Source organism: Natrinema saccharevitans, from assembly GCF_001953745.1.
Classification (GTDB): Archaea; Halobacteriota; Halobacteria; order Halobacteriales; family Natrialbaceae; genus Natrinema; species Natrinema saccharevitans.
The window spans coordinates 3,440,461-3,464,075 of record NZ_LWLN01000001.1 but is presented as its reverse complement, the minus strand read 5'-3'; the positions used below and the strand labels follow the sequence as shown (position 1 = coordinate 3,464,075).

Genomic DNA, 23,615 nt, shown 5'->3' with positions numbered 1-23,615 from the left:
CCCGGGAGGTACATAAGGCCGTCGAACGATCCTCGCATCGAATCCCGATACCATAGCACGATTTTCCACGAGAACGGCCGTCGTGTTACTACTAAAACACCCCTGGCTCGAGCAGCGCGATAATCGGTCGCGAGAATGTCACGCGGGCGGAGGTCGGCCGGTCATCCCACCCTCGTAGGGAGTCGGGCCGGATGATACCCGCGTGCGTCGTCGTCGGGCGTGGACGCGCAAGAAGGCTTCGTGTCACCGACCGCTGACGGCCGTTCGTGTCAATCAGTACGGGCGGTCGGCTCGGGCGAGTGCGAGCCGCATCGATGCCGATAAACCACGTGCGTCGTAAGGTAGGGACGAATGGTCCGGGACCCGTTCGCTTCGGAGTCGACGCCGTCCGCGGAGGAGATCTGCTCTGCGCTGGACGATCCCGACTGCCGCGAGATAATCCGCAACCTCGAGGAACCCATGACTGCGTCGGAACTCACGAAGCGGTGTGAGATCCCGCAGTCGACGCTGTACCGGAAACTCGAGTTACTGACCGAGGCGACACTGCTCGAGGAGTCGACCGAGATTCGACAGGACGGCCACCACGCAAGCAAGTACTCGGTCGCGTTCGACGAGATCACGCTGGGGCTGGACGAGAAGCGGCAGCTGACGATCGAGATCGAGCGGCCGACCCGGACAGCCGACGAGCGACTCGCGGAGCTGTGGTCGGAGGTGCGAAAGGAAACATGAACCCGTTTCCTGCCGGTCCGACGGAAACGATGCTCGCGCTGGCGGTCGTGAAGACGCTCGTCCTCGTGGTCGGAAGCGTCATCACGTACTTCGCCTTCAAGGCCTATCGACGGACGCGCCAGCCGGCGCTTGGCTATCTCGCAGCCGGGTTCGGGATCGTGACGCTCGGGTTCGTTCTGGCCGGCATGCTGTACGAGGTGCTCGGTGTCGCGCTCGTGACGGGAATCTTGCTCGAGAGCCTGCTCGTGTTGATCGGCTTTCTCGTGATCGCGTACTCGATGTACGCACAGTGAGCGGTCGCCGTGCAACGGTTGCGGACGTAACGGATGGTTGTGGAGTTCTCGTCTCGGTACCGCGCTCGAGGCGCGTTTCGCTATCGCAGCGGCACGGAGATGCCACGCCGTTCCTGACCGACTTACTCGGGACTGGTCCGTGATTCGCCGGTAGCAACCTCCGGTTCAGCGCGCGCCGGCGTAGCGTTGAGCGGCTACCTCGGTCAGGTCGTCCGTTCGATGGCCGGCGTCACCGATTCAGCGTGTGAATCGCGTGCCCGAGCGCGTTCTCGGCGGCCTCCATCACGGACTCCGAGAGGGTGGGGTGGGTATGGACCGTCGCGGCGACGTCCTCGAGGGTCGCGCCGAGTTCGATCGCGAGGCCGAGTTCGGCGATCAGTTCCGAGGCTTCGGGGCCGACGATCGAAGCCCCGAGCAGGTAGCCGGCGTCCTCGTCGGCGACGATTTTGACGAACCCATCGCTCTCGCCGGTCGTCAGCGCGCGGCCGCTGGCCCGGAACGGGAACTGGCCGGTGACGGGCTCGAAGCCGGCCTCGGCGGCCTCGGACTCGGTCATTCCGACGGTCCCGATCTCGGGATCGGTGAAGACGGCGGCGGGCATGGCCTGATAGTCGATCGCGGCGGGTTCGCCGGCGATAACTTCGGCGGCGACCTTGCCCTCCGCGCTGCCCTTGTGGGCGAGCATCGGTTCGCCGGCGACGTCGCCAACGGCGAAGATATGGTCGATATTCGTGCGCGCGCGGGAATCGGTTTCGACGAACCCGTCGTCGTCGGTCTCGACGCCGGCTTCCTCGAGGTCGAGCGTGTCCGAGACGGGCCGGCGGCCGACGGCGACGAGGACCTTCTCGGTCTCGAGTTCGAGACGCTCCGCTTCGACGGCGTCGGCGCTCCCACCGTCGGCAGCGGCGTGGTAAGCGGGTTCGGCGACGACGCGGATTCCCTCCTCATCGTCTCGCTCGGCCCAGTCCGACACCGTGTACCCGAACTCGAAGTCGATCCCGAGGTCGTTGGCTCGTCCTTTGACGGGGCGTTTGAGATCGTCGTCGTACCCCGGCAGTATCGAGTCGAGCATCTCGATCACGGTCACATCGGTCCCCAGTTTGGCAAAGACGCCCGCCAGCTCCATCCCGATATAGCCCGCGCCGACGACGACGAGCGAGTCCGGTACCGACTCGAGCGCCAGCGCCTGTCTCGAGTCCAGCACGGGCTCGTCGCCGAAGTCGAAGTTGGGGATCTCGATGGGGCGGGAGCCGGTCGCGACGATGGCGTGTTCGAACTCCAGACTCTCCGAGCCCTGGCCCTCGCCGCTGTGGGAGACGCGGGCGGTGTTCTCGCCGGCGAAGCGAGCGGTGCCCTCGAGCAGGGTCACCCCATTGGCCTTGCAGAGCTTTTCGACGCCGCCCGTGAGCTGGTCGACGACGCCGTCTTTCCACGCCATCATCTCGCCGAGGTCGATCTCCGGCTCGGCGTGGATTCCCATCTCCTCGGCGGTCGCGGCGTCGTGAGCCACGTCGGTCGCAGTGATCAGGGTCTTCGACGGGATACAGCCGTAGTTCAGGCAGGTCCCGCCGTAGGCGTCCTTCTCGACGAGCGTGACGTCGAGGTCGAGCTGTCCCGCGCGGATCGCGGCCACGTAGCCCGCGGGGCCCGCGCCGATTACGAGTACGTCCGTGCCGGTCGTGACGTCTCCGACGACCATCAGCGATCCGCCTCCGTCGTGCGTGTACTGAATGTCATGTTCGGTAGCTCCGTCTTCGGTCACTCGAGCAATAGTAGGTGCGGGTTCTCGAGATACTCCATGACGGTGTTGGTAAACTGCGCGCCGACCGCACCGTCGATCAGTCGGTGATCGAACGACAGCGAGAGGGTCATCACGGAACGCGGTTCGATCGACTCCGCCCCGTCCTCGTCGGTGACGACGCGGGGCTTGCGCTTGATCTCCCCGATCGCGAGGATGCCCGCCTCGGGGTAGTTGATGACCGGCGTGGCGTACTCGCCGCCGATACCGCCGATATTGGTAATCGTAAACGTCGAGCCCCGGAGTTCGTCGGGACTGATCGTCCGGTCGCGGGCCTTCTGGACGACCTCGTTCATCTCCGAGGAGAGTTGCAGGAGCCCCTTCCGGTCGGCGTCCTCGAGGACGGGGACCATCAGTCCCACGTCGGTCGCGGTCGCGATCCCGATGTTGTAGTAGTCGCGGTAGACGATTTCCTCGCTGGCCTCGTCGATGACCGCGTTCATCTCGGGGTGTTCGTGCAGCGCCGCGACCACGGCCTTCACGATGAACGGCATGTAGGTCAGCCGGATCCCGCGCTCCTCGGCGCGCGGTTTGAGGTCCTCGCGGGCCGCGACGAGTTCGGTCACGTCGACCTCGTCGTGGTGGGTGACGTGGGGCGCGCTGTACTTGGACTCGACCATCGCGTCGGCGATCGTCTTGCGCACGCCCGTGAACGGCTCGCGGCGTTCGCGCTCGCCCTCGGCGAAGTCGGTGCCCGTCGTCCCGACCGATTCGCCCGCCTCGAGCGCTTCGCGGTCGGCTTCTTGTGCCTGCCGCTGGGCCTCGGCGTACTCGCGGACCGTCTCGGGCGTGACAAAGGCCGCGCCGTCGTGCTCCTCGTCGGTGGGGACGGCGTCGATGTCGACGCCTTCCTCCTGAGCGATCCGTCGCGTCGCGGGCGCTGCCAGCGTCTTGTCGCGGTCGGCGGGCTCGACCTGCCCCGGCGTCTCGCGTCGCCGGGCGCTCGAGTCCGCGGTCGCCGTCGTCGCGCTCCCGGCGGCCGTCTCCTCGGCGGCACCAGCGCCGACGCCGCGTCCGGTCGAATCGGCCGTCTCGGACGCGACCTCGTCTGCCGCCGCGCCGGCGCTCCGTGACTGCGACCCCGCCGTCTGGCCGCCGGACTCGCCGCCCGCCGCGGCCCGCACGTCGGCCGCGGTGATCCGCCCGCCGGGACCGCTCCCCCGAACGCTCGAGAGAGCGATCCCCTGCTCGCGAGCCATGCGGCGAACGCGCGGCGGCGCGAAAACGCGGTCGTCGGGCGGGGCGACAGCTTCGGTGTCGGCACCGGTCGCCCCGGGATCACCGGCGGCCTCGCCCTGCTGCTCGCTCGGTTCGTCGACGCCGGCGGGTTCGCCGGTCAACTCCTGCTCCGATTCGGTCTGCTCTGTGGCTCCTTCGCTCTCTTCGCCTGCGACATCGAACGAGATGATCACCGTCCCGACGGGGACGACCTCGCCCGCCTCGACGTGTAACTCGCGGACCGTACCGTCGACCGGCGCGGGGACCTCCACGAGGGCCTTGTCGGTCTCGACCTCCGCGACCGGCTGGTCCTCGGTGACCTCGTCACCCGGCTCGACCAGCCACGAGACCAGTTCGCCCTCCGCGACCCCTTCGCCGACGTCCGGTAGTTCGAACTCCCTGACCATGGTTAGAACTCCGCGGCCCGTCGAATGCCGTCCTCGATGCGCGCCGCCTCGGGGAGATAGTAGTCCTCGAGCGCGTACAGCGGGAACGGGGTGTCGAACCCGGTGACCCGTTCGATCGGCGCCTCCTGATACAGCAGCGACTCCTCCTGTAGGGTGGCGGTGATCTCCGCGCCCAGCCCGCCCGTCTTGGGGGCCTCGTGGACGACCGCCGCGCGGCCGGTCTTCTCGAAGGACTCGACGATCGTCTCCTCGTCCAACGGCGACACCGTTCGCAGGTCGACGACCTCGGCGTCGATCCCCTCCGCGGCGAGGTTCTCGGCGGCCTCGAGGGTCGGCCGGGTCATCGCGCCCCACGTGTAGACCGAGACGTCCGAGCCCTCGCGGCGGACGGCCGCCTCGCCGAGTGGCACCTCGTAGGGCTCGTCCGGGACGTCCTCACGGAACGCCCGATAGATCAGCTTCGGCTCGAGGAAGATCACCGGATCCGGGCTCCGGATCGCGCTGATCAACAGCCCCTTCGTATCGTAGGGAGTCGAGGGAACGACGACCTTGAGCCCGGGCTGGTGGACGAACATCGCCTCGGTCGACTCGGAGTGGTGTTCCGGGGCGCGAATGCCGCCGCCGTAGGGGGCCCGGATCACCATCGGGCAGGTGAATCGCCCGCGCGAGCGCGTTCGCAGGCGCGCCGCGTGCGAGACGATCTGGTCGAATCCGGGGTAGATAAAGCCGAGAAACTGGATCTCGGGGACCGGTCGCATCCCGTAGGCGGCCATCCCGATCGCCGTGCCGACGATGCCGGACTCGGCCAGCGGGGTGTCGACGACCCGGTCCTCGCCGAACTCGTCGTAGAGCCCCTCGGTCGCGCGGAAGACGCCGCCGTTTTTCCCGACGTCTTCGCCCATGACGACGACGTCGTCGTCGCGTTCCATCTCCGTGTGTAGTCCGTCCCGGACCGCCTGTACCAGCGTCAAACTCTCCGATCCTGATTCTGCTGCCATGTGTTAGCCCTCCAAGAGCGCGTCGTCGCCGTGATCCTCGCGGATCGATTCGAAGTACTCGAGTTGCCGTTGCAGCCGCCGGGGCATCCCCTCGTAGACGTGGGCGAAGATCTCCTCGGGATCGGGCCGGTCGAACGACTCGGCCCCCTCGATGGCGTCGGCCACGTCGTCCTCGATCCGGGCCTCGATCGCGTCGACCCGTTCGTCGTCGAGGATCCCGTTCGAGCGCAGATACGTCTCGAGGCGCGGGATGGGGTCCTTCTGTTTCCAGCGTTCGACCTCGTCCTCGTTGCGGTAGACGGAGGGGTCGTCGGCGGTGGTGTGGGCACCGAACCGGTACTGGACCGCCTCGATTAGCGTCGGTCGCAGTTCGTCCGCGTCGGGGTCTTTGGCCTTCTCGACGGCTTCTTTGGTAACCTTGTAGACCGCCAGCGGATCCATCCCGTCGACCTGGACACCTTCGAAGCCGTAGGCGGCGGCCTTCTGGGAGAGGGTCTCGCTCGCGGTCTGGCGCTCGCGGGGCACCGAGATGGCCCACTGGTTGTTGTTACAGAAGAAGACCGTCGGCGTGTCGAAGACGCCGGCGAAGTTCAGCCCCTCGTGGAAGTCGCCTTCCGATGTCGCGCCGTCGCCGAAGTAACAGACGAAGGCCTTCTCCTCGCCGTTGAGCTTCGAGGCCCAGGCCGCGCCGGTCGCGTGGGGGATCTGGGTCGCGATCGGAACCGCGACCGAGAACATGTTGACGTCCTCGGGGATGTAGTTGCCCTGCTCGTGGCCCATCCAGTACAACAGGGTACGCTCGAGCGAGAGGCCCCGAACCAGCCCGACGCCGTGTTCGCGGTAGCTGGGGAAGACCCAGTCGCCGTCGGCGAGTGCGTGGGCACTGCCGACCTGTGCGGCCTCCTGGCCCGACAGGGGCGGGTAGGTACCCATTCGACCCTGGCGCTGGAGGCTGACAGCCCGCTCGTCGAACCGCCGGACGAGTCGCATCTGCTCGTACATTTCGACGAGTTCCTCCTCGGAGAGGTCGGGCACGTCGGCGCCGTCGAGGACGCGGCCGGCCTCGTCGAGGACCTGTACTCGCTCACGGGGGTCGCGCTGTAACGTACTCACGGGGAAACCCACCTGTACATATCCTACTGAACTATCGCTCAGGGTAAAGGAGTTTCCCAAAATACGTTACTATTAGTGTGATTCTTCGGGGCAGTCATCGAATCACCGTTCGATACCGAACAGTATCGGTTGAAGACGTGCAAAACAGATCATTCTTTGATGTTCGTGAAATTCGAGTCGTGAGAGGGGGAGCGGATTGGACGAACTCGGACTTCGGTCGCGAGCGGGCTCGCGGCGGACTGCCGATGGACTCGAGTAGGTTCGTCGGCCGTCGCTCAGACGGATTGCTGCCCCGATGTCCCGGCGCACCCGCCGCTCGTGTCGCGGGTGCGCCGGCAATGACTGGCAGGTAGCCGTATCAGGGCTCCGTTTGCTGGGGCCTCGAGCGGCGGGCGTCGGCTCTCGCTTCCTCGAGGCTCTTGCCCTCGGCCAATACGGCGTCGACGAACAGTTCGCCGGCCTTGTACGACGAGCGGACCATCGGGCCGCTGGCGCAGTAGAGAAACCCCAGTTCTTCTTCGGCGACGCGTCGCCACGTCTCGTACTTGTGTGGATGGTCGTAGCGACGGACCGCGAGGTGGTCCCGCGAGGGCCGCAGGTACTGCCCCAGGGTGACGATGTCGACGCCGCGTTCGCGACAGTCAGCGAGGGTCCGATAGACCTCGTGGTCGTACTCGCCGTGGCCGAGCATGATCGATGTCTTGGTGAAGATGTCGGACTCGCGGTCGACCTGCTCCAGGACCGAGAGGCTCTGTTCGTAGCCCGCGCGGCGGTCCCGAACGGGGTACTGCAGGCGTTCGACGGTCTCGACGTTGTGGGCGATCACGTCCGGTTCGGCGTCGACGATCTTCCGGACGAGCCGTTTCTCACCCCGAAAGTCCGGGATCAGCACTTCGACGAGGATGCCGGGATGGCGGGCCTTGATCTCGCGGATCGTCTCGGCGAAGTGGCCCGCGCCCTGGTCGGGGAGGTCGTCGCGGTCGACGCTGGTCAACACGACGTAGTCCAGTCCGATCGTGGCGATAGCGTCGGCGACGTTTTCCGGTTCGTCTGGGTCGAGCGGCTCCATGCCGCCGGTCTCGACGTCACAGAAGTTGCAAGCGCGCGAGCAGCGATCGCCCATGAGCATGAACGTGGCCGTTCCGCCGTCCGCCGACCCGCCGCCGGGTCCCGACCGACCGGACCAGCACTCGCCCAGATTGGGACAGTTGGCCTCCTCGCAGACGGTATGGAGGTCGTACTCGCGCAACGTCTCCCGAATACCGGTAAACTCCTGACCCGACGGCGGGCGGCTCTTCAGCCAGTCGGGCTTGCGCGCGCGACGCATACCAATACATCGGGCCGCGCAGGCAAAAACCGTGGCGATCCGGTGAACGACCGCCGGGTGCAGTACGCCTCGAGTCGTCGTCGGCTCGAACGGATCGGCGGTAACGGGTCCGTTACCCCGATAGCTTTACGGACGGGCACGGAATAGGCGGGGCCGATGGCCCTCGGTTCGACGCCCGACTGGTTTCACATCAGCGACGACGAGGACGTCGTCTGGGAGAGCCGTCCCCATCCGGTCACGATGGGAACGCGGCTGCCGGTCGGGATCGCGATCGCGATCGCGGGGTTTCTCCTCGCCGGCTGGAGCGGGACCGACGGCATCGGGACCCTGACGGTCCTCGGCGTCCTCGTGACCGTCGTCGGCACGGCCGTCGCCGGTGCCCGCTATCTTCGCTGGACGAACACCCGCTACGTCATCACCTCGACGGAACTCTACAAGAAACGCGGCGTCGTCTCCAGAGACATTACCCAGTTTCGCCTCGAGCGAGTCCAGAACACCAGCCTCCGGCAGTCGTGGATCGGCCGCATGCTCGGGTACGGCGATCTGACGGTCTACACTGCGGGCTCGGGCGAGCCGGAGCTGACCTTCGAGCGGGTACCCAGTCCCGAGCGAGCGAGCAGTCGGCTCAGCGACCAGCTCGAGGCCGTCGCGACCGACGAGTCGACCGTCTGAGAACCACAAGACCCACTATTGCGGTCCCGGGAGCCCCGATACGATGTCGACGACTCGAACGGCGTCCGGCGAACCCGCGGTATCGAGCCGCTCGAGCATCGCGGCGAGTGCGGGCGTCGGCGTCCTGACGGCCGCGATCAGCTATCTCGTCACCTACCTGCTGATCGGGAGCGAGATCCGCGAGCGGTTCGGCGACGGCGTCGTCGACTGGCGGGGCGTTGCCTGGTACTTCTACGAGGCCCACATGGTCGACGTGGAAGTCACCGGGCGGGTCGGTTCGGTCGGCGGGAGCGACACGCTCGATCTCATCGCGCAAACGGGCGGAACAGCCGACCTGCTGTACGTCGTCGTCCCGCTCGCGCTGGTCGCGGCCGGGGCGGGACTGGCCGTCCGGCTGGGGGCGAGCGAGCTCGGCGACGCCATCACCATCGGCATCCCGATGATGATCGGCTACTCGGCGGTGCTGAGCGTCGGCGCGGTCGCCGCCGAGTCGACGGCCGAGGTGTCGGCGTTCGGAATCGAAGCGACGCGGACGGTCGCGCCGGCGCTCGTGCCCGCGGTCGTCCTCGGCGGCGTGATCTACCCGCTCGTCTTCGCCACGCTCGGGGCCGCGATCGCGACGGTCCTCGCGTCGCGGTAGCCGGAGACGACTCGAAGGAAACGCCTTTGACCCGCCGCTTCTCCTGTCCGTGTGATGGAGGTCGCCGAGATTCTCCCCGAGTTCGCCGACGCCTTCGCCTTCGAGGAGTTCAACCGCATGCAACGCGAGGCCCTGCCGGCCTTGCTCGAGTCGTCGGAGAACGTGGTCGCGAGCGCGCCGACGGCCTCGGGGAAGACGGCGCTCGCGGAACTGGCGATCTGTAAGTCGCTCGCGGACGGCGGTACCGCGCTCTTTATCGCGCCGATGCGAGCGCTGACCAACGAGAAGGAAGACGACTGGGACCGCTTCGAGGCGCTGGACTATTCGGTCTACGTCGTCACCGGCGAGCGCGATCTCAACCCCCGCCGCGCGCGCCGGGCGGACATCCTCGTGATGACTCCCGAGAAACTGGACTCGGCGACCCGCAAACACGACTCCCGACGCTACGACTTCGTCACCGACATCGACGTCTGCGTCATCGACGAGGTTCACTTGCTGGACGCGGATCGACGGGGCTCGGTGCTGGAGGTGACGATCTCCCGGCTGCGCCGGCTCTGTGATCCCCGCATCGTCGCGCTGTCTGCGACGATGCCCAACGTCGACGACGTGGCGGCGTGGCTCGACGCCCCCGAGGAGGCCACCTTCGAGTTCGGCGACGAGTACCGGCCCGTCGACCTCAAATCGGGCGTCAGGACCTACACCCACGGCGACAACGCCTTCGCGGACAAGTACCGCCGGCTCTACCGGGCGCTGGACCTCGCCGAACCCCACCTCCGGGAGGACGGCCAGGCGCTGGTCTTCGTCTCCTCGCGACAGGACACCGTGCAGGCGGCCAAGAAGGCCAGAGACGAGATCGCCGAACGCGACGTCTCGATGGGCGTCCGGGGGGACTACGATTTCCACACCGATCTGAAGGAAGCGATCGACAACGACACCCTCCGGCAGTCGATCCTCGACGGCGTCGCCTTCCACCACGCGGGCCTCTCGAAGGAGGAACGGGACCTCGTCGAGGAGTGGTTCAAGCAGGGCCACGTCGAACTCCTCTTCTCGACGTCGACGCTGGCGTGGGGCGTCAACCTGCCCGCCCGCTGTGTCGTGATCCGCGATACGAAGTACCACGACCCCCTCGAGGGCGAGGTCGACATGAGCCCGCTCGACGCCCTCCAGATGCTCGGCCGCGCCGGCCGGCCGGGCTACGACGACGTCGGCTACGGCTGGGTCGTCTGCGACTCGAGCGAGGCCGACAAGTACCGCCGCCTGCTCCGGGACGGCAAGGAGATCGAGTCCCGACTCGCCGAGAGCCTCGAGACGCATCTCAACGCCGAGATCGCGATGGGGACGATCACCGATCTCGAGGACGTGATGGACTGGCTCGAGACGACCTTCTACTACGTCCGCGGCCAGTCCAAACCCGACGAGTACGACTTTCCGAACCTGCGCGGGCGGGTCAGAGACTGCCTCGAGGGGCTGGTCGACCGCGGCTTCGTCGAGACCGGCGCGGACCTCTCGATCGAGGCGACGCCGCTGGGCGTGTTGACCTCGAAGTACTACCTCCGGTTGGACACTGCGGCTCGCTTCGACGTCCTCTGTGATCGGGCCGAGTCGGGCCCGATCACGACCGCGGACGTCCTCGAGACGGTCGCGACCGCCGAGGAGTTCGACTCGGTGTCGGCCCGGCAGGACGAACGCGACGCGATATCGGCGGTACTGGTCGGCGAGGACACCGACGACCTCGACGCCGGCGAGCGGAAGGTCCTCGCGATCTTGCGCGGGGCCGCGAGCGGCTCGACGCCGGCGGAACTGCGCAGCGACGCGTGGGCCATCCGGCGCAACGCGACCCGGCTCGTCTCCGCGCTGGGTGCCTTCCTCGATCGGTTCGTCGGCCCCCACGCCGCGAACCTCGCGCGCCGCGTCGAGGCCCGCATCGAGAACGGCGTCGCCGAGGACGCGGTCGGGCTCACCGCCATCGACGGCGTCGGGCCGGGCCGCGCGAGCAAGCTCGCGAAAGAGGGACTGTCGACCCCCGGCGACGTCACCGACGCCGGCGTCGAGGGGCTGATCGACGCCGGCCTCTCCGACGGCGTCGCCGAGCGCGTCGCCGAGGGCGCGGGATCGCTTCCCGCCCTCGAGATCGACTGGGGGCAGTTCCCCGAGACCGTCGCGACGGGGGAAAACGAGGTCTGCGAAGTGACGGTCCGCAACGTCGGCGAGCCGGCCCGCGCGGGGATTCGGGTGACGGTCAACGGCGTCGAGATGACGAGTACGAACGCCTACCTGCGCGACGAGGAGGCCGTCCCGGTCGGCGTCTTCGGTGCCGACGCGGACGAACTCGAGTTCACCGTCAGCGTCGCCTTCCCGGAGGAGCCGCTGGTACCGATCACGGCGAGCCGGACGGTCGACGTTCGATAGCGAGCAGGGCCCGACCCGTCGGGCCGACGCCACGGCTCTCGACGCGGGCCACACGGCGGCCGTGAACGCCGGTACCGGCGGGCCGGTTCGACAGCCGACAGTTCTTTGCGTGTTTACTGTCCACAGTTCCGATATGCAGCTCGAGTCGCGGGTGGCGGAATGGGGGACTCGACCGGACGCGGTACTCTCGCTGGCGGACGATCCGCTTCCGCTCGCGATCGCGGGGGCAGTGGTGGTACTCGTCGCGGGGATCGCGGTCGGCCGCAGACGCGGGACCGAGACGGCGGAGGGAGACGACGGTGCGGGCCCCATACCGGGAGGCGACGGCCGAGAAACGACCGCTCGCGAGGAGTCCGACGGCGCGACCTTCGAGGACCGCATCGGCGAGGCGACCCTCGAGCGGCTGGCTCCGATCGCGCCCGACGCGGTCGAACGGGTGCGCGAACTCGTCGCCGAGGGCCGCGTCGCCGACCGAGAGGGACTCGACCGCGCCGAGCGCGAACTTCGTCGCGGCCTCGAGGAGGCGCTGGCTGACGGACGCCTCGACGTGGGGGTCACCGGACCCGACGGCCGGGCGTACGAGATCGTGAACCTCCCGAGCCGATATCGGGAGCTGTCCCTGCCGCCGACCGGGGAGACGGTCCACGTCGACGCGGCCGAGCGGGCCGTCCGGGACCGGCTCGAGGACGGGTCGATCCGCGAGGCGGCCATGGCCGCCGCGGCGGTCGACGACCACCGCGAGGCGGTCCGTCGCCACGTTCGCGACCGCGAGGAAGCGATCGTCGACCGGCGACGCGAGATCGAGGCGACGCTGTCGGACGTCCGCGAGCTGGTCGACCGCCTCGAGGGTGCGCTGGCCGATCGCGTCGCGGAGTTCGTCCTCGAGGGCCGCCACGACGACGTGGTGGGGGTCAGCGAGATCGAGCGACGCATTTCCGACGCGACCCGGCAGCTGTATCGCTGTTCGTTCGACGACGCCCGGCGGGCGCTTCGGGACGCCGACGAGGCCGCCGACGAACTGCTGGTCACCGTCGACTTCCTCGGCGGGCTGGTCGGGACGATCGAACACGGGAGCGGGCGGGTCGCGATTCCGGCCGGCGTCTCGACGGCGCTGATGACCGACCTCGAGCCGATCGTCGAGCGACAGTACGACGTCGACGCGACGATCGACGGCGACGCGTTCGTCGTCGCGGATCGGGGTCCCACCGGCGAGCGTCCGTCGCCGACGGACGGCGTCGGGGAGCCGGCCGACGCGACGGCGGTCGGCGAACCGGACGACGGGTCGACGGCGGTCACGGAGAGCCGATCCGCCGTCGCACCCGAAGCGGTGGCGGACGAGATCCTGTTCGTCCTCCGGGAACTGGACGGAAGTCCCGACGGGGCGACGGTCCAGTGTCAGACCGAGCGACTCCCGGACGGGGTGGCTCGAGCGGCGGTCCTCGAGGAACTGGCCGCGTTCTGTCGCCGGCAGACGGATCTCGTCCAGGGCGTAGATTTACAGGAGGGCGCACCGCCGGGCTTCCTCGAGATCGAGTTCGCCGGTCGGACGACGCCGCGGGACGGACTGGACGCACTGCAAGAACGGTTCGTCGAGCGCCACGGCGACTGAACCGACCCCGCCGGTGGCCGCCGCCGCGCCATCGATGCCGGTCGCCCGACGGTCGCCGTCCGAGGACCCGCGTTACGGACCACTCGAGCATAAATTTCCCATCTCCATTACCAATGAGACACGAAAGCGGGAAACGACAGGGCGAAGGCATGTCACCGGCGATGACTCACACGTAATCCTTTAGATAGTTCCGACGTACGGATACGATAGTAGCCAGAATGACGAACCTCTGTAAGATCTGTATGGCACGGGAGGGGGAGTGGACGGAGTCGACCCTCGTCGACCACGTCCGGGCCGCACACGGCGACGAACCGGAATCGGTCGAACAGGTGTATCCCGAACTGTGCGAGGAAGTGTTCGCCGAGGAGGCCGACGAGGGGGACGCGACCACCGGCGAGACGCGACCGGATCCGGGACCGACCGAGACGCCGAGCGAAGACCTGCTCGACAGTTCCTACGGCAAAAAGTGGTTTCTCATTGGCGTCGGCGGGGCGGGGAACAACATCCTCGACGCGGTGCTGTTACGCCGCGAGACGCTGGCCGAGAACAACGAACGTCGCGCCCGGATCTGGGAGGGCGGACTCGCCGGTTACGGCCCCCTGAACACGAACGTCAGCGAACTCGAGCAGACCTACTACGCCCAGGAGGAGAAGGGGTACAGCCGCAACGACCTGCTGCCCAACTGCATCATCGGGTTCGGCCGCCACGACTACGCGGGCGCCGGCTACCGGTGGGACATCGGCAAGGAACTGATGGAAGCCGACTTCGAGGACGGTGCCGATCCGTTCCGGGAGCGCTGGGACATGCGGACCGATCGGATTCAGGACTCGCAGGCGGTGATGTTCATCCACAGCGTCACGAAAGGCACCGGCTGTGGCGCGACGCCGGTCGTCGCCGATCGCCTCCGAAACGACGTCCTCGGAGACGACACGATCGTTCCGAAGCCGCTCTTTAGCAGCGTCGTCATCCCCTCCGAGGGGACCGAGTACTCGAAGTACGGCGGCCGCGCGAAGGTAAACGGCGTCGTCGGGCTCGCGCGCACCTCGCGAGCGGTCGACGCAATTATCCCGTTCGACAACAATCGCCTCGAGGCCGTTCAGGCGGACATCCGCCCGCGGATCGATCGGCTCGAGGAGTTCAACCCGCCCCAGTACACGGATATCAACCGGCCGCTCGTGGCCTTCCTCGAGGCGTTTACGATGTCGTCGGTGCCGCAGTTCCTCGACCGGGACGCGACGATGTCGATCATGGGCGACGTGTTCGATCCGGCCGACAGCTTCCGGCCGGTCGAGGACAAGTACCGGCTGAACCCGGACGCGTCGTTCACGCCGGCGGTGATCCTCGCGCCGATTCTGGGCCGATCGCGCGCGAACTCGTTCGATCGCTCGAAGCTCGAGATCCTCGTCCGGAACGCGCTGTTCCAGAACAAGCTGGCCGAGTTCGACCCGACGACGGCCTGGGGCGGGACCTTCCTCCTGTACGGCCCCGCCGAGAAGATGGACGAGGTGTCGGAGTTCGTCGCCGACGGGACGGTGACTGAAATCGTCTCCGGCGAGGAGTTTCTCGACGCGGGCGACACCGCGGGGATCGAGACCGTCGACGTCCACGTCAAACAGCTCGTCACGCCCGACCTCGACGACGTCCACCTCTGGGGGACGCTGTGGAACCCAGAGATGCCGTCGCTGTCGGACATGTACGAGCGGGCCCAGCGGCTCAAACAGGAGGGCAGCAGCGAACAGGCCGAGAACGTCCGCGAGGAGTGGGACGCCGTCGAGGCGCTGTTTTCCTGTCTCGGCCGCGAGAACATGGCATAATGGGGCGGACGGAGGGTTCTACTGGTCGTACTACCGGACAAAAGCCAGGGAATACTCGATCGCGCTCGGTCGATTCCAGGGTGCGAACGACTCGTCTCGATAGTAGCCACTGAAAGTCATCGTACACTCGATCGCACGATGGCTTCGCGACCGGTGTGGAAATCATTTCAGTGGCTACGATAGCGGGTATCGATCGGGAGACCGGTTTCTTTACCGGAAATTCAGCTGAAAGACACATATCAGGGCAGAAGCTTAATCACGACCTGAACGCATTCGTTCGCTGTATAATGGCAGCGGACATCAACAATCTCCGGTGGAGGGTGGGGTGGTCGCCGTGGCGCGTGATCATCGGCGTGACGGTCGTGTTTACGATCGTCGGAGCGGCCATGGAAGCGATCGGGCCGTTCATCGGACTCGGACTGCTCGGAGGCATCGTCGTCTGGTACTGGGGCGTCAGGGAAATCAACAACAAGTACGAACCGCTCATCCAGAAGTTCATCGGCGAATCCGAGCGGAACGCGAGACGGGGCATCGAGGTCGACAGCGCGGATTTATACAATCTGACGTACAATTCCGGGAATTCGCCGCCGCTTGTCAGTCCATCCGATACGTACCACAACACGACTATCGTCATCACCGATACGTCGATCAACCTGAACAAAGGTGCGAGATATGACATGGAAGCGCGGTCGGGGTCCGGCGGCGGCACCAACGAGGAGATCTATTACGATCAGGTGACCGGCGTCCGCTCCCATCAGGACGGGACGTTCACCGAACTCGAGATCCAGACGGCCGGCGGGGAATCGACCAGAATCAGTTCGATCGCGACGGACACCGTCGACGAGGTCGTCTCCGAGGTCCGCCAGCGGGTTCGGGAGATCAAAAATCCCGGTTCGAGCCGTGGCCCCGGAACCGACCCGAACCGACGGGGGACACAGAGGGCGACGGATCGCACGGAGCCGGCGGCGGATCGGGAGTCCGGCCCGTCAGCGGTCACCGAGCAGAGCGGCGGCGAACCCGCGCCCGCTCGAGACGACGGCAACGAGCCGGCTCAGACGGCGGCGCATCCGGTGACGACGGTCGCGGACGACGTCACCTCGCGAACGCGACCGACCGACCCGATCGCCGACGAACTGTGTCGGGTTCTCTCGGACCCGGACCCGGACGAGGCGCGACTCGAGGACGCCCTCGAGGACGCGGTCGACCGGCTCGAGCAAGCGGGAGCCGTCGCCGACGCCGTCGAGGGAATCGACGATCCGACGGCGGACGCACAGCTCCAGTCGGCGAAACGTACGTTGTCCGTGCGAGAGGGGGCGATCGCCGCCGGTCTCGAACCGGTGTTCGATCGCGTCCTCGAGGGCGGTGAATCGTCGGCGGTCGAATCCGAACTCGCGGAAACGGAGGCGGCACTCTCGGAGACGGAAGCCGAGTTGGAACGGTCCGAACGGGAGTACGAGCGGATACGGACCGCGGCCGAGACGGTCTGTCGCGAGGCCGACCGAAGCGGCGCGGTCTCCTTCCGGACGGGCGACGTCGCCGACCGAACCGCGGAACTCGCGGACGCCCTCGAAAGCGGTTCGGTCGCGCTCGAGGACCCGGACGCGACGCGAACGACCGAGACGTCGGTCGCGTCGGCTGCTTCGGACCTCGAGCGGAGCGTGCGACCGGAGTCGTCACAGTCCCGCGAACTGCTCGAGACGCTGAGCGAGTCCGAACCCGACGGCGTCGAGTCGGTGTTGCGCTCGACGGTCGACTCGCTGGACGCCTACGCGGACCTGCGGGCCGTCGTCGCCGACATCGGCGAACGCGACGTGCGGCGACGGCTCGACGCGATCGACGACGAACTCGGGCGCAAGGACGGCGACGTCTACCGGCACCTCGCGGATCGGGTGCGGGAACTCGAGGCGATGCTCGATCGCGACGGTATCACCGACGTCCAGCTGTACGCAATGTATCAGGAGGCGACCTTCTACGATCGGACGCTGTTGCCGCGACTGTCCCGCTCGCTGGGCGGTGACAGCGGGGCGAACCTCGGGCAGTCGGTCGCCGAGATCGAAGAGCGGATCGACGCCATCGAACGCGAATACGTCGAGGTCAGGGCCGATCACAACCACACCATTCCGCGGCACTTCCTCTCGCTGGCCGACGATCTCCGGGACGAGGCCCAGCGCGCCGAAAGCGAGGACCCGATGCGGGCGGCCGGCCTCTGTGGGGCTGCCGATCAGGTGCTGGACCACGTCGAAGCCCTCTACGAGCGAAACGAGTACAGCGTCATGCTCCGTCGGCTCCGCGGGTAGCGGGTGTTGCGGACGAGCGACGCCGCGTCTCTCCCGGCCGGATCGGCTCGCTGGCGTGTTGCGGATCTCGGCCGGGAATCCGCGATTATTCCTGGCACAGCAATTGGAATTATAAAACTCGTATAGGTAGAAGAATCTGGCGAGTATCTGAAAGTTACTGTAACGGGAAACGATTGCCGGAAACGGCCTCGTCGCGGGCCATTACCTTTATTGTACGATACTCGAGTTACCCGGTTGATAAGACATGTACGATCCGATAATTACATTTGGAACCGGACAAGACCGGTTTTGATAGTTAGATGACGTACCTGTTCGTTGGGGCCGGACAAGCGGGGGGAGCCATCGTCGATTCGGTGTTCGATTACACCGACGATTCGCTGCTTGGGTTGTTCGACTCGGCCGACATCTCGACGGTCGGTCGGCCGCTGGTGTTCAATTCGACGATGCGGGACCTGCAGAACCTCTCGAACGTGCCGCCCGAAGATCAGTACGGGATCGCGGAACAGCACGGACTCGTCCAGGGCACCGAGGCGGGGTTCGAGGAGATGGTGACCGGCGGGTTCGGTCGAAACCCCGTCGACGCCGACGAGGTGATGGCCGAACACGCCCCGCAGATACAGACGATCCTCGGCGAGAAGTTCGAGGCCGGATCCGCGGGCTCGTTCGAAGACGCGTTCGACGATCAGGCCGAGGACGCGTTCGACGAGTCGCTCGAGGACGAGGAAGCCCTCGAAGACGGGGGCACGGAGACCGAGGGGGCACCACCGGAGCCCGACTCCGCCCAGGAGACCGATCCGACGGGGACGGGAACGGTCCAGTTCGCGTTCCTGTGTCTCGGGCTCGGGGGCGGGACCGGCTGCGGGATCGGTCCCCATCTCGCTCGCGAGATCAAGGCGTTTACCGACGGCCGGGCCAAGGTCGTCGCGATCGCGGTGTTGCCGAACACGCGCGGATCGGCCGACGAGGATGGGGCGGCCGACGGAGACAGCCCCAGTCCCGGTCGGCAAGCCTGGAACGCCCGGTACGGTCTCGATCGTCTCGAGGAGGAAGTCGACGGGATCGTGCTGGTCGACAACCAGCGGATCTCCTATCTCGACTCGGCGGGCGGGGAGTTCGGCGAGTACAACGACTACGTCGCCGCGTCGGTCTACGACATGGTCGCCGGACCGGTGTTGAGCGGGGTCGATCCCAGCGCGGTCGACGGGATCGACACCCCCGACATCGACGTGCGGGACATCGTGACGTCGCTGTCGTTCGGCGTCGCCGGCGAGGAGTCGACGCCGGGCTACGCCGCGATCGGGCGCTCGGTGACGATGACCAAGTCGCTACCGGGCTATTTGCTCCCGTTCGTCGGCAAACGCGACATCGACAGCGCGGCGCTGTCTCGGCTCTCGGCGGCCAAGCAGACGCTCGCGAAGGCCGACGTAGAGGACGCCCAGAAGGCGATCTCGCTGATCAGGGCCCCGAAATCGAACCTCGAGGCCGGCGGCAACAGCGTCGAGATCGGGACGGTCAAGGAGTATCTCGAGCGCAGTTGTGGTCTCAACGAGGTCAACATCGGCGTCGCGATGAGCGACCGGAACCTCGCGTCGGTGACGACGCTGTTGACTTACCGCCGCGAGGACATCGATCGGCTCGCGGACATCGAGGCGGCGGCCGAGGCCTACGAGGACGAGACGGAGGAGTTGCTCGCATGATCGGTCGCCGACGGACGGTGCTGTGTCTCCTCTGTCTCGTCGCCGCGACCGGACTCCTCGCGGGGACGAGCGGGGCGGCCGGCATCGGCGTGGACACGGCGACCGAGGCGACGTCCGAGGCCGCCGCCGCGATCGCGCTCGCAGAGCAGTCGCTTCCGATCGCTGTCGGCGGCTTCCTCCTCGGGGCCGGACTCGGGGCCACGATCGCCAGCGGTGCGACCTACTGGTACAAAAACCGGGAGTTCGAGGGGCGGTTGCGATGACGGGGACGCGGCGACTCGCGTGTTTCGCGGTGGTGCTGTGTGCGGCCCTCGCCGTCGGGTCGGGAGCCGTCGGCGCGACCGAACTCGACTGTCGTGCCGACGGACCGACCGTCGTCGGGGACGTCGGCGGCGAGTGGACCGCCGACGACCAGACGCTGTACGAGGGTTCGACGTTCGACCTCGCCTACTGTAACGGCGAGACGGCGTATCGGAGCGACTGGCTCGAGACCGAAGCAATCGACGACGATGACGGGTTCGCGGTCGAGCGGGCGAGCGACGAGTACGGCGACGCCGTCGTCTACACCGTCACGGTCACCGGGAACGGCCAGCGGGAGATCTCCTTCGCCGAGTACGTCAACCTCGACGCGGACGAGGCCGGCGGCCTGACGGTCGAAGTAGCGACGACCGACGCCGACGCGGACCCGCTCGAGCGGATCGACGAGGACAGCGTCGACGAGTACCGGAGCGCCCGGACGTCGCTGGCCGACGCGACGGCGGCGCTCGAGAACGCGACGACGGAGATCGAGAACGGGGACGCCGACCCCGACGCCGCCGAGACGGAACTGCAACGGCTCGATAGTACGTACGGAAACATGACTGATCGAGAGAACGCGATCACCGAATACCTCCTTGAACGGACGGGCGACTCGGGCGGATCGATGGCCGCGCTCGCGGCGGTCCGGACGAACGCGACCGCACAGCGGACCGCGGCCGACGCGGCGGTCGAGCAGTACCGTAAAGCAGTCACGGCCGAGCGGTCCGAGGCGAAATCGACGGTTCGGACGGCGACGTTCGGCTCGCTCGCGGCCGGCCTCGCGGTTGGCGTCGCGGCCGGCGTGGCGGTCCCGCTCGTCGCCGCGCGGCGCGTGGAGGAGGCCATCAAGCTGAGCCGGAACGTCTCCTACGACCGGAAGACCGCCCTGCTCCCGATGCTTGTCGGTCTCCTCCTGGCGATCATCGGTGCCGTGGTGCTTGCGGTCGTCGTCGAGCCCTCGCTGCTGGAGGTGATCCGATGAACGCCAACCTGAAGAGCGCGCTCGTGATCGGCGCGCTGGTCGTGGTCTCGTCGGCGATCGGTGCCGGCGTGTTCGTCTCGACCAGTTCCGACGTCGCCGTCTGGGTCGTCCTGGGCGGCGTCCCGCTGTTTATAGTCGGCGGAATCGCGCTGTACGTTCGCAGCGTCGTGGCCGGCAGCGGAACGAGCGAACAACAGTACGTCCGCAAGCGGGGACGGACCGTCGCACAGGACTTCCAGGAGACCGTCCGCGAACTGAACGACCTCCGCGAACGCTACCCCGACTGGGAGTTCACCGCGGACGCACAGCTCGAGTCGATCGCGGGCGACTTCCGCGCACAGGGCGTCGAGTTCGATCTCCGGTCGGGCGCGTTCGATCTGAACGGCGTCGGCGACGCCGACGTGCAGGCCTTCGAGGGCCTCTCGGCCGAGATCGACCGGCTCGAGGGCGACGCCGAGGCCGAGTTCCGATCGTTCGCGACCGCGGAACTGGACCGGATCGAGGACGCCATCGACCGGCTCGAGGACGTCGACCTCGCGAGTCGCGACGCGGCGCTGGAACGGCCGGCCGAGGACGCGGCCGTTCCGGCGTGTCGCGACGACCTCGAAGCCGGGCGAACGGCCGCGACCGAGACGATCGACGAGGCGATCGAAACCGTCCGCGAGATGGGGCGAGGCGGACAGCGGCCCGACGACGCCGACGCGATCGAGCGCGAACTCGAGGCCGCCGCCGACGCCGCCGACCGTCACGAGTACGACACGGCGGTCGAATCGGTCCTCGAGGCGCGGGACCGACTGCGCGACCAGTTCTCCGGCTCGTTCGACGCCGAGCGAGAGGCGGTGCTGACGCTGGTCGAGGCCGTCGAAGAAGCCGGCGTCGCGACGCACGTCGACGCGGCGTACCTCGAGACGGTCGACGAGGTCGAGGCGGCCGTCACCGGGATGGACTCGGCGCTCGACCTCTCGGAGGTGAGCCGCCGTCGGGCGGACCTCCGGCGGGCCTGTCTCGACATGCTCGCGGCGATGGAACGCGACCTCGAGGCCGACGTCGAGACGCTCCGGCGGGCGGAGCTGCCGCCGGGGTACTACGCGGAGCCGGCGTTGCTCGACGACGACGTCGTCGACGACCTCGAGGAAATCGACGACTTCGAACGGTTCACCGACCGCTGGCGAGACGTCGCGGGTCGGCTGGCCGACGCCGTCGACACCGCCAGCACCAAGGCCGCCGTGGTCGACGCCTACGACGACGTCGCCGACAGTATCGAGGCGGAACTCGAGTCGTCGGGCGAGGTCCGCGCGGACGACCTCCCGGTGCGAAACGCCGACGAGTTCCTCGGGCTCTACTACCGGCGCAACGAGGGCGTCGAGTTCGATCCGGCCGTGCCGGTTCTCCGGCGCGGCGACGTCGAGACGTACGACCTCACGGTCGAGGTGGCCTACGAGCGCGGCGGGGCGAAGCGAACGGCGACGCTGTCGCTGTCGGGCGCGGGGTACGACGAGACGGCGACGGTCGAGACCCGGGTCGCCGGGACGGCGTCGTTCGCGGACGTGCCGGCCGGCGATCACACGCTCGAGGCCGAGCCGGGCGACGACGCGTTCGGGCCGATCGAGCGGTCGGTTCGGGTCGACGGCGACGCGACCGTCGACGTCGAGTTCACCGAACAGAGCCTCCGCGAGCGGGTCTGTTCCGACACCGACGCGGACATGCACGAGCATCTGTCGGAGCTGCGACCGCGGCTCGAGGAACTGTTCGAGGACGAGGGCCACGTCTCGACGGCGATGGATCTGCCGGTCCGGGCGTCGCACGCGCCCTGTCTGCTTGCCGTCTGGGCCGAGGCCGACGGCTACGACGCGACCGAAACCGACGACGGCGATGTCGTCGTCTTCGATCGCGATCGGCTCGAGCGCGAACTGACTAACGTAGTCAGGTACAACCTCGAGCCGGGCGAGCGGCTCTCCTTCGACGACCTCGAGCGGAACTTCCTGACGGCACCGGTCCCGCGGTCGGTGATCCGGGCGGTCATCGCGGACGTCGGCGAGGAGCACAGCGTGACGACCAGCGGCGACGCGATCGAGTTGGAGTAACCTATGGCACAGACAGACACGTTTACGAGATGGAGCGTCATCGCCTCGGGAGAGGGTGGCGGACGCATCGCATCGCAGTTTTTCGACCGTACCGAGAACCCGGGGATCGACGATCGGATCCTCGTGATGAACACAAACAGGGCCGACCTGCGAAACACGATCGACCGGCTCAAAGCGAAGTTAAACACCACCGACGAGGAGGCGGTCATCGAGTCCCACGCCCTCGAGTTCGGCTCCCAGCAGGGGGCCGGCAACTTCTTCCCGAACGGGGAGGCCTGCGCGCGAGAGGACCTCGACCGGATCGTCAACCGGATCACGGAGTTCGGCACGAGCGACGCGTTCATGCACGTCGCGACGCTCGGCGGCGGGACCGGCAACGGATCGATCCCCTACGTGATCGACCAGTTCAAGGACGGGCTGCGTGATCTGAACGACGACAACGCCGCCCAGGAGTGGATGGACAGCGTGATCCACGCCGCGTTCGGCGTCTGGCCGTACTACTACGAGCAGCCCCAGCGACACTTCAACGCGGTCTGTGGACTCTCGCGGCTGCTCCGGACCGACGAGGACGAGCAGAACGCCGACATGGTGTTGCTCGCCTCGAACTCCCATCTCGACGACGAGGAGACCGGGGCCGGCGACCAGTACGACTCGATCAACGACGCGATCATCACCGCGATCGATCTGATGATCGGGGCCGGCCGCGAGACCCGCAGCGTCATCGACATCAAGGACTACGTCACGATCCCGTCCCAGATGGACGCCTACCACTTCACGCCCGCCGTCGCGACGGACCTCAACGGCTCCGTCTACGAACTCGAGTACATGCTCGATCAGGCGGCCGAGGGGACCTTCGTCCCCATGGACGTGGAGACGACGGCGGCGGCGTACGCGATCGTTCGCGCGCCCGAGCGGATGATCGACGACGGCGAGATCACCGAGCCGGAGGTCTACGAGGCGTTCCGCGACTGGACCGGGAAACACGACATCAACGTCGCCGGCCAGGCCAGCCTGACGCCAAAGCGGGGGCGGGGCAGCGACGTCGACGTCCTCCTGCTGCTTGGCGGATTCGACCTGAATCCCCTGCTCGATCACTCCTGGGACGACTTCGAGATGCTCGGCGAGAGCCTCGCCGGCCAGTCCCGCGGCGGCGGCGCAGACCTCACGGCCACACAGCTCGACCGGATCGTCGACAACCTCGAGAGCTACGTCGAACGGAACGCGGAGTGAG

18 protein-coding genes are annotated in these 23,615 nt (G+C 67.4%); 13 read left to right on the top strand and 5 right to left on the bottom strand.

Annotation, left to right across the window (positions count from 1 at the left end):
- Positions 1 to 351: 351 nt before the first annotated feature.
- Both A6E15_RS17455 and A6E15_RS17450 read left to right on the top strand, forming a co-directional pair.
- Positions 352 to 729, top strand: coding sequence for a winged helix-turn-helix domain-containing protein (locus A6E15_RS17455; protein ID WP_076142826.1), 378 nt, complete (start codon positions 352 to 354; stop codon positions 727 to 729).
- A complete protein-coding gene (locus A6E15_RS17450; RefSeq protein ID WP_006648662.1) occupies positions 726 to 1,022 on the top strand; it encodes a DUF7521 family protein in 297 nt (98 codons plus the stop codon). Before A6E15_RS17455 ends, A6E15_RS17450 begins: the two co-directional genes overlap by 4 nt.
- Positions 1,023 to 1,251: 229 nt before the next feature.
- On the opposite strand, the gene lpdA is transcribed toward A6E15_RS17450, so the two are convergent.
- The 5 genes from lpdA to lipA form a co-directional block, all read right to left on the bottom strand.
- The gene (gene lpdA, locus A6E15_RS17445) at positions 1,252 to 2,721 is read right to left on the bottom strand and encodes a dihydrolipoyl dehydrogenase (protein WP_076142825.1); all 1,470 of its coding nucleotides are present in this window, start codon (positions 2,719 to 2,721) and stop codon (positions 1,252 to 1,254) included.
- A 59-nt stretch (positions 2,722 to 2,780) separates the two neighbouring features.
- Positions 2,781 to 4,445 carry a 2-oxo acid dehydrogenase subunit E2 gene (locus tag A6E15_RS17440; protein WP_076142824.1) on the bottom strand — a complete coding sequence of 555 codons (1,665 nt, stop codon included), beginning with the start codon at positions 4,443 to 4,445 and terminating at the stop codon, positions 2,781 to 2,783.
- A gap of 2 nt (positions 4,446 to 4,447) precedes the next feature.
- Entirely contained in the window at positions 4,448 to 5,443 is a 996-nt protein-coding gene (locus A6E15_RS17435; RefSeq protein WP_076142823.1) for an alpha-ketoacid dehydrogenase subunit beta, read from the bottom strand.
- 3 nt (positions 5,444 to 5,446) lie between these two features.
- Positions 5,447 to 6,556 carry a pyruvate dehydrogenase (acetyl-transferring) E1 component subunit alpha gene (pdhA, locus tag A6E15_RS17430; RefSeq protein ID WP_076142822.1) on the bottom strand — a complete coding sequence of 370 codons (1,110 nt, stop codon included), beginning with the start codon at positions 6,554 to 6,556 and terminating at the stop codon, positions 5,447 to 5,449.
- A 358-nt stretch (positions 6,557 to 6,914) separates the two neighbouring features.
- Positions 6,915 to 7,883 (bottom strand): lipoyl synthase, encoded by a 969-nt coding sequence (lipA, locus tag A6E15_RS17425; RefSeq protein WP_076142821.1) that lies wholly within the window; start codon positions 7,881 to 7,883, stop codon positions 6,915 to 6,917.
- Positions 7,884 to 8,039: 156 nt separating this feature from the next.
- Here lipA and A6E15_RS17420 point away from each other — a divergent pair, with 156 nt between their 5' ends.
- From A6E15_RS17420 to A6E15_RS17370, 11 genes are all read left to right on the top strand, one after another.
- Complete coding sequence (locus A6E15_RS17420; protein WP_076142820.1) at positions 8,040 to 8,555, top strand: PH domain-containing protein; 516 nt, start codon at positions 8,040 to 8,042, stop codon at positions 8,553 to 8,555.
- Between the two features lie 43 nt (positions 8,556 to 8,598).
- Positions 8,599 to 9,195, top strand: coding sequence for a hypothetical protein (locus A6E15_RS17415; RefSeq protein WP_076148110.1), 597 nt, complete (start codon positions 8,599 to 8,601; stop codon positions 9,193 to 9,195).
- Positions 9,196 to 9,249: 54 nt separating this feature from the next.
- Complete coding sequence (locus A6E15_RS17410) at positions 9,250 to 11,604, top strand: DEAD/DEAH box helicase (RefSeq protein ID WP_076148108.1); 2,355 nt, start codon at positions 9,250 to 9,252, stop codon at positions 11,602 to 11,604.
- Between the two features lie 133 nt (positions 11,605 to 11,737).
- Positions 11,738 to 13,213, top strand: coding sequence for a coiled-coil domain-containing protein (locus A6E15_RS17405; protein ID WP_076148106.1), 1,476 nt, complete (start codon positions 11,738 to 11,740; stop codon positions 13,211 to 13,213).
- A 218-nt stretch (positions 13,214 to 13,431) separates the two neighbouring features.
- Positions 13,432 to 15,027: an FtsZ/tubulin family protein gene (locus A6E15_RS17400; protein ID WP_076148104.1), complete on the top strand. Its 1,596-nt coding sequence runs from the start codon at positions 13,432 to 13,434 to the stop codon at positions 15,025 to 15,027.
- 287 nt (positions 15,028 to 15,314) lie between these two features.
- On the top strand, positions 15,315 to 17,324 hold the full coding sequence (locus A6E15_RS17395; RefSeq protein ID WP_076148102.1) for an AAA family ATPase: 2,010 nt from the start codon (positions 15,315 to 15,317) through the stop codon (positions 17,322 to 17,324).
- Between the two features lie 299 nt (positions 17,325 to 17,623).
- Positions 17,624 to 19,021: an FtsZ/tubulin family protein gene (locus tag A6E15_RS17390; protein WP_076148100.1), complete on the top strand. Its 1,398-nt coding sequence runs from the start codon at positions 17,624 to 17,626 to the stop codon at positions 19,019 to 19,021.
- Positions 19,018 to 19,284 carry a hypothetical protein gene (locus A6E15_RS17385; protein ID WP_076148098.1) on the top strand — a complete coding sequence of 89 codons (267 nt, stop codon included), beginning with the start codon at positions 19,018 to 19,020 and terminating at the stop codon, positions 19,282 to 19,284. The genes A6E15_RS17390 and A6E15_RS17385 overlap by 4 nt, the downstream gene beginning before the upstream one ends.
- Positions 19,281 to 20,300 (top strand): hypothetical protein, encoded by a 1,020-nt coding sequence (locus A6E15_RS17380; protein WP_076148096.1) that lies wholly within the window; start codon positions 19,281 to 19,283, stop codon positions 20,298 to 20,300. Before A6E15_RS17385 ends, A6E15_RS17380 begins: the two co-directional genes overlap by 4 nt.
- Positions 20,297 to 22,384 carry a hypothetical protein gene (locus A6E15_RS17375; RefSeq protein ID WP_076148094.1) on the top strand — a complete coding sequence of 696 codons (2,088 nt, stop codon included), beginning with the start codon at positions 20,297 to 20,299 and terminating at the stop codon, positions 22,382 to 22,384. The genes A6E15_RS17380 and A6E15_RS17375 overlap by 4 nt, the downstream gene beginning before the upstream one ends.
- 3 nt (positions 22,385 to 22,387) lie before the next feature.
- Positions 22,388 to 23,614 carry an FtsZ/tubulin family protein gene (locus A6E15_RS17370; RefSeq protein ID WP_076148092.1) on the top strand — a complete coding sequence of 409 codons (1,227 nt, stop codon included), beginning with the start codon at positions 22,388 to 22,390 and terminating at the stop codon, positions 23,612 to 23,614.
- Position 23,615 lies beyond the last annotated feature (1 nt).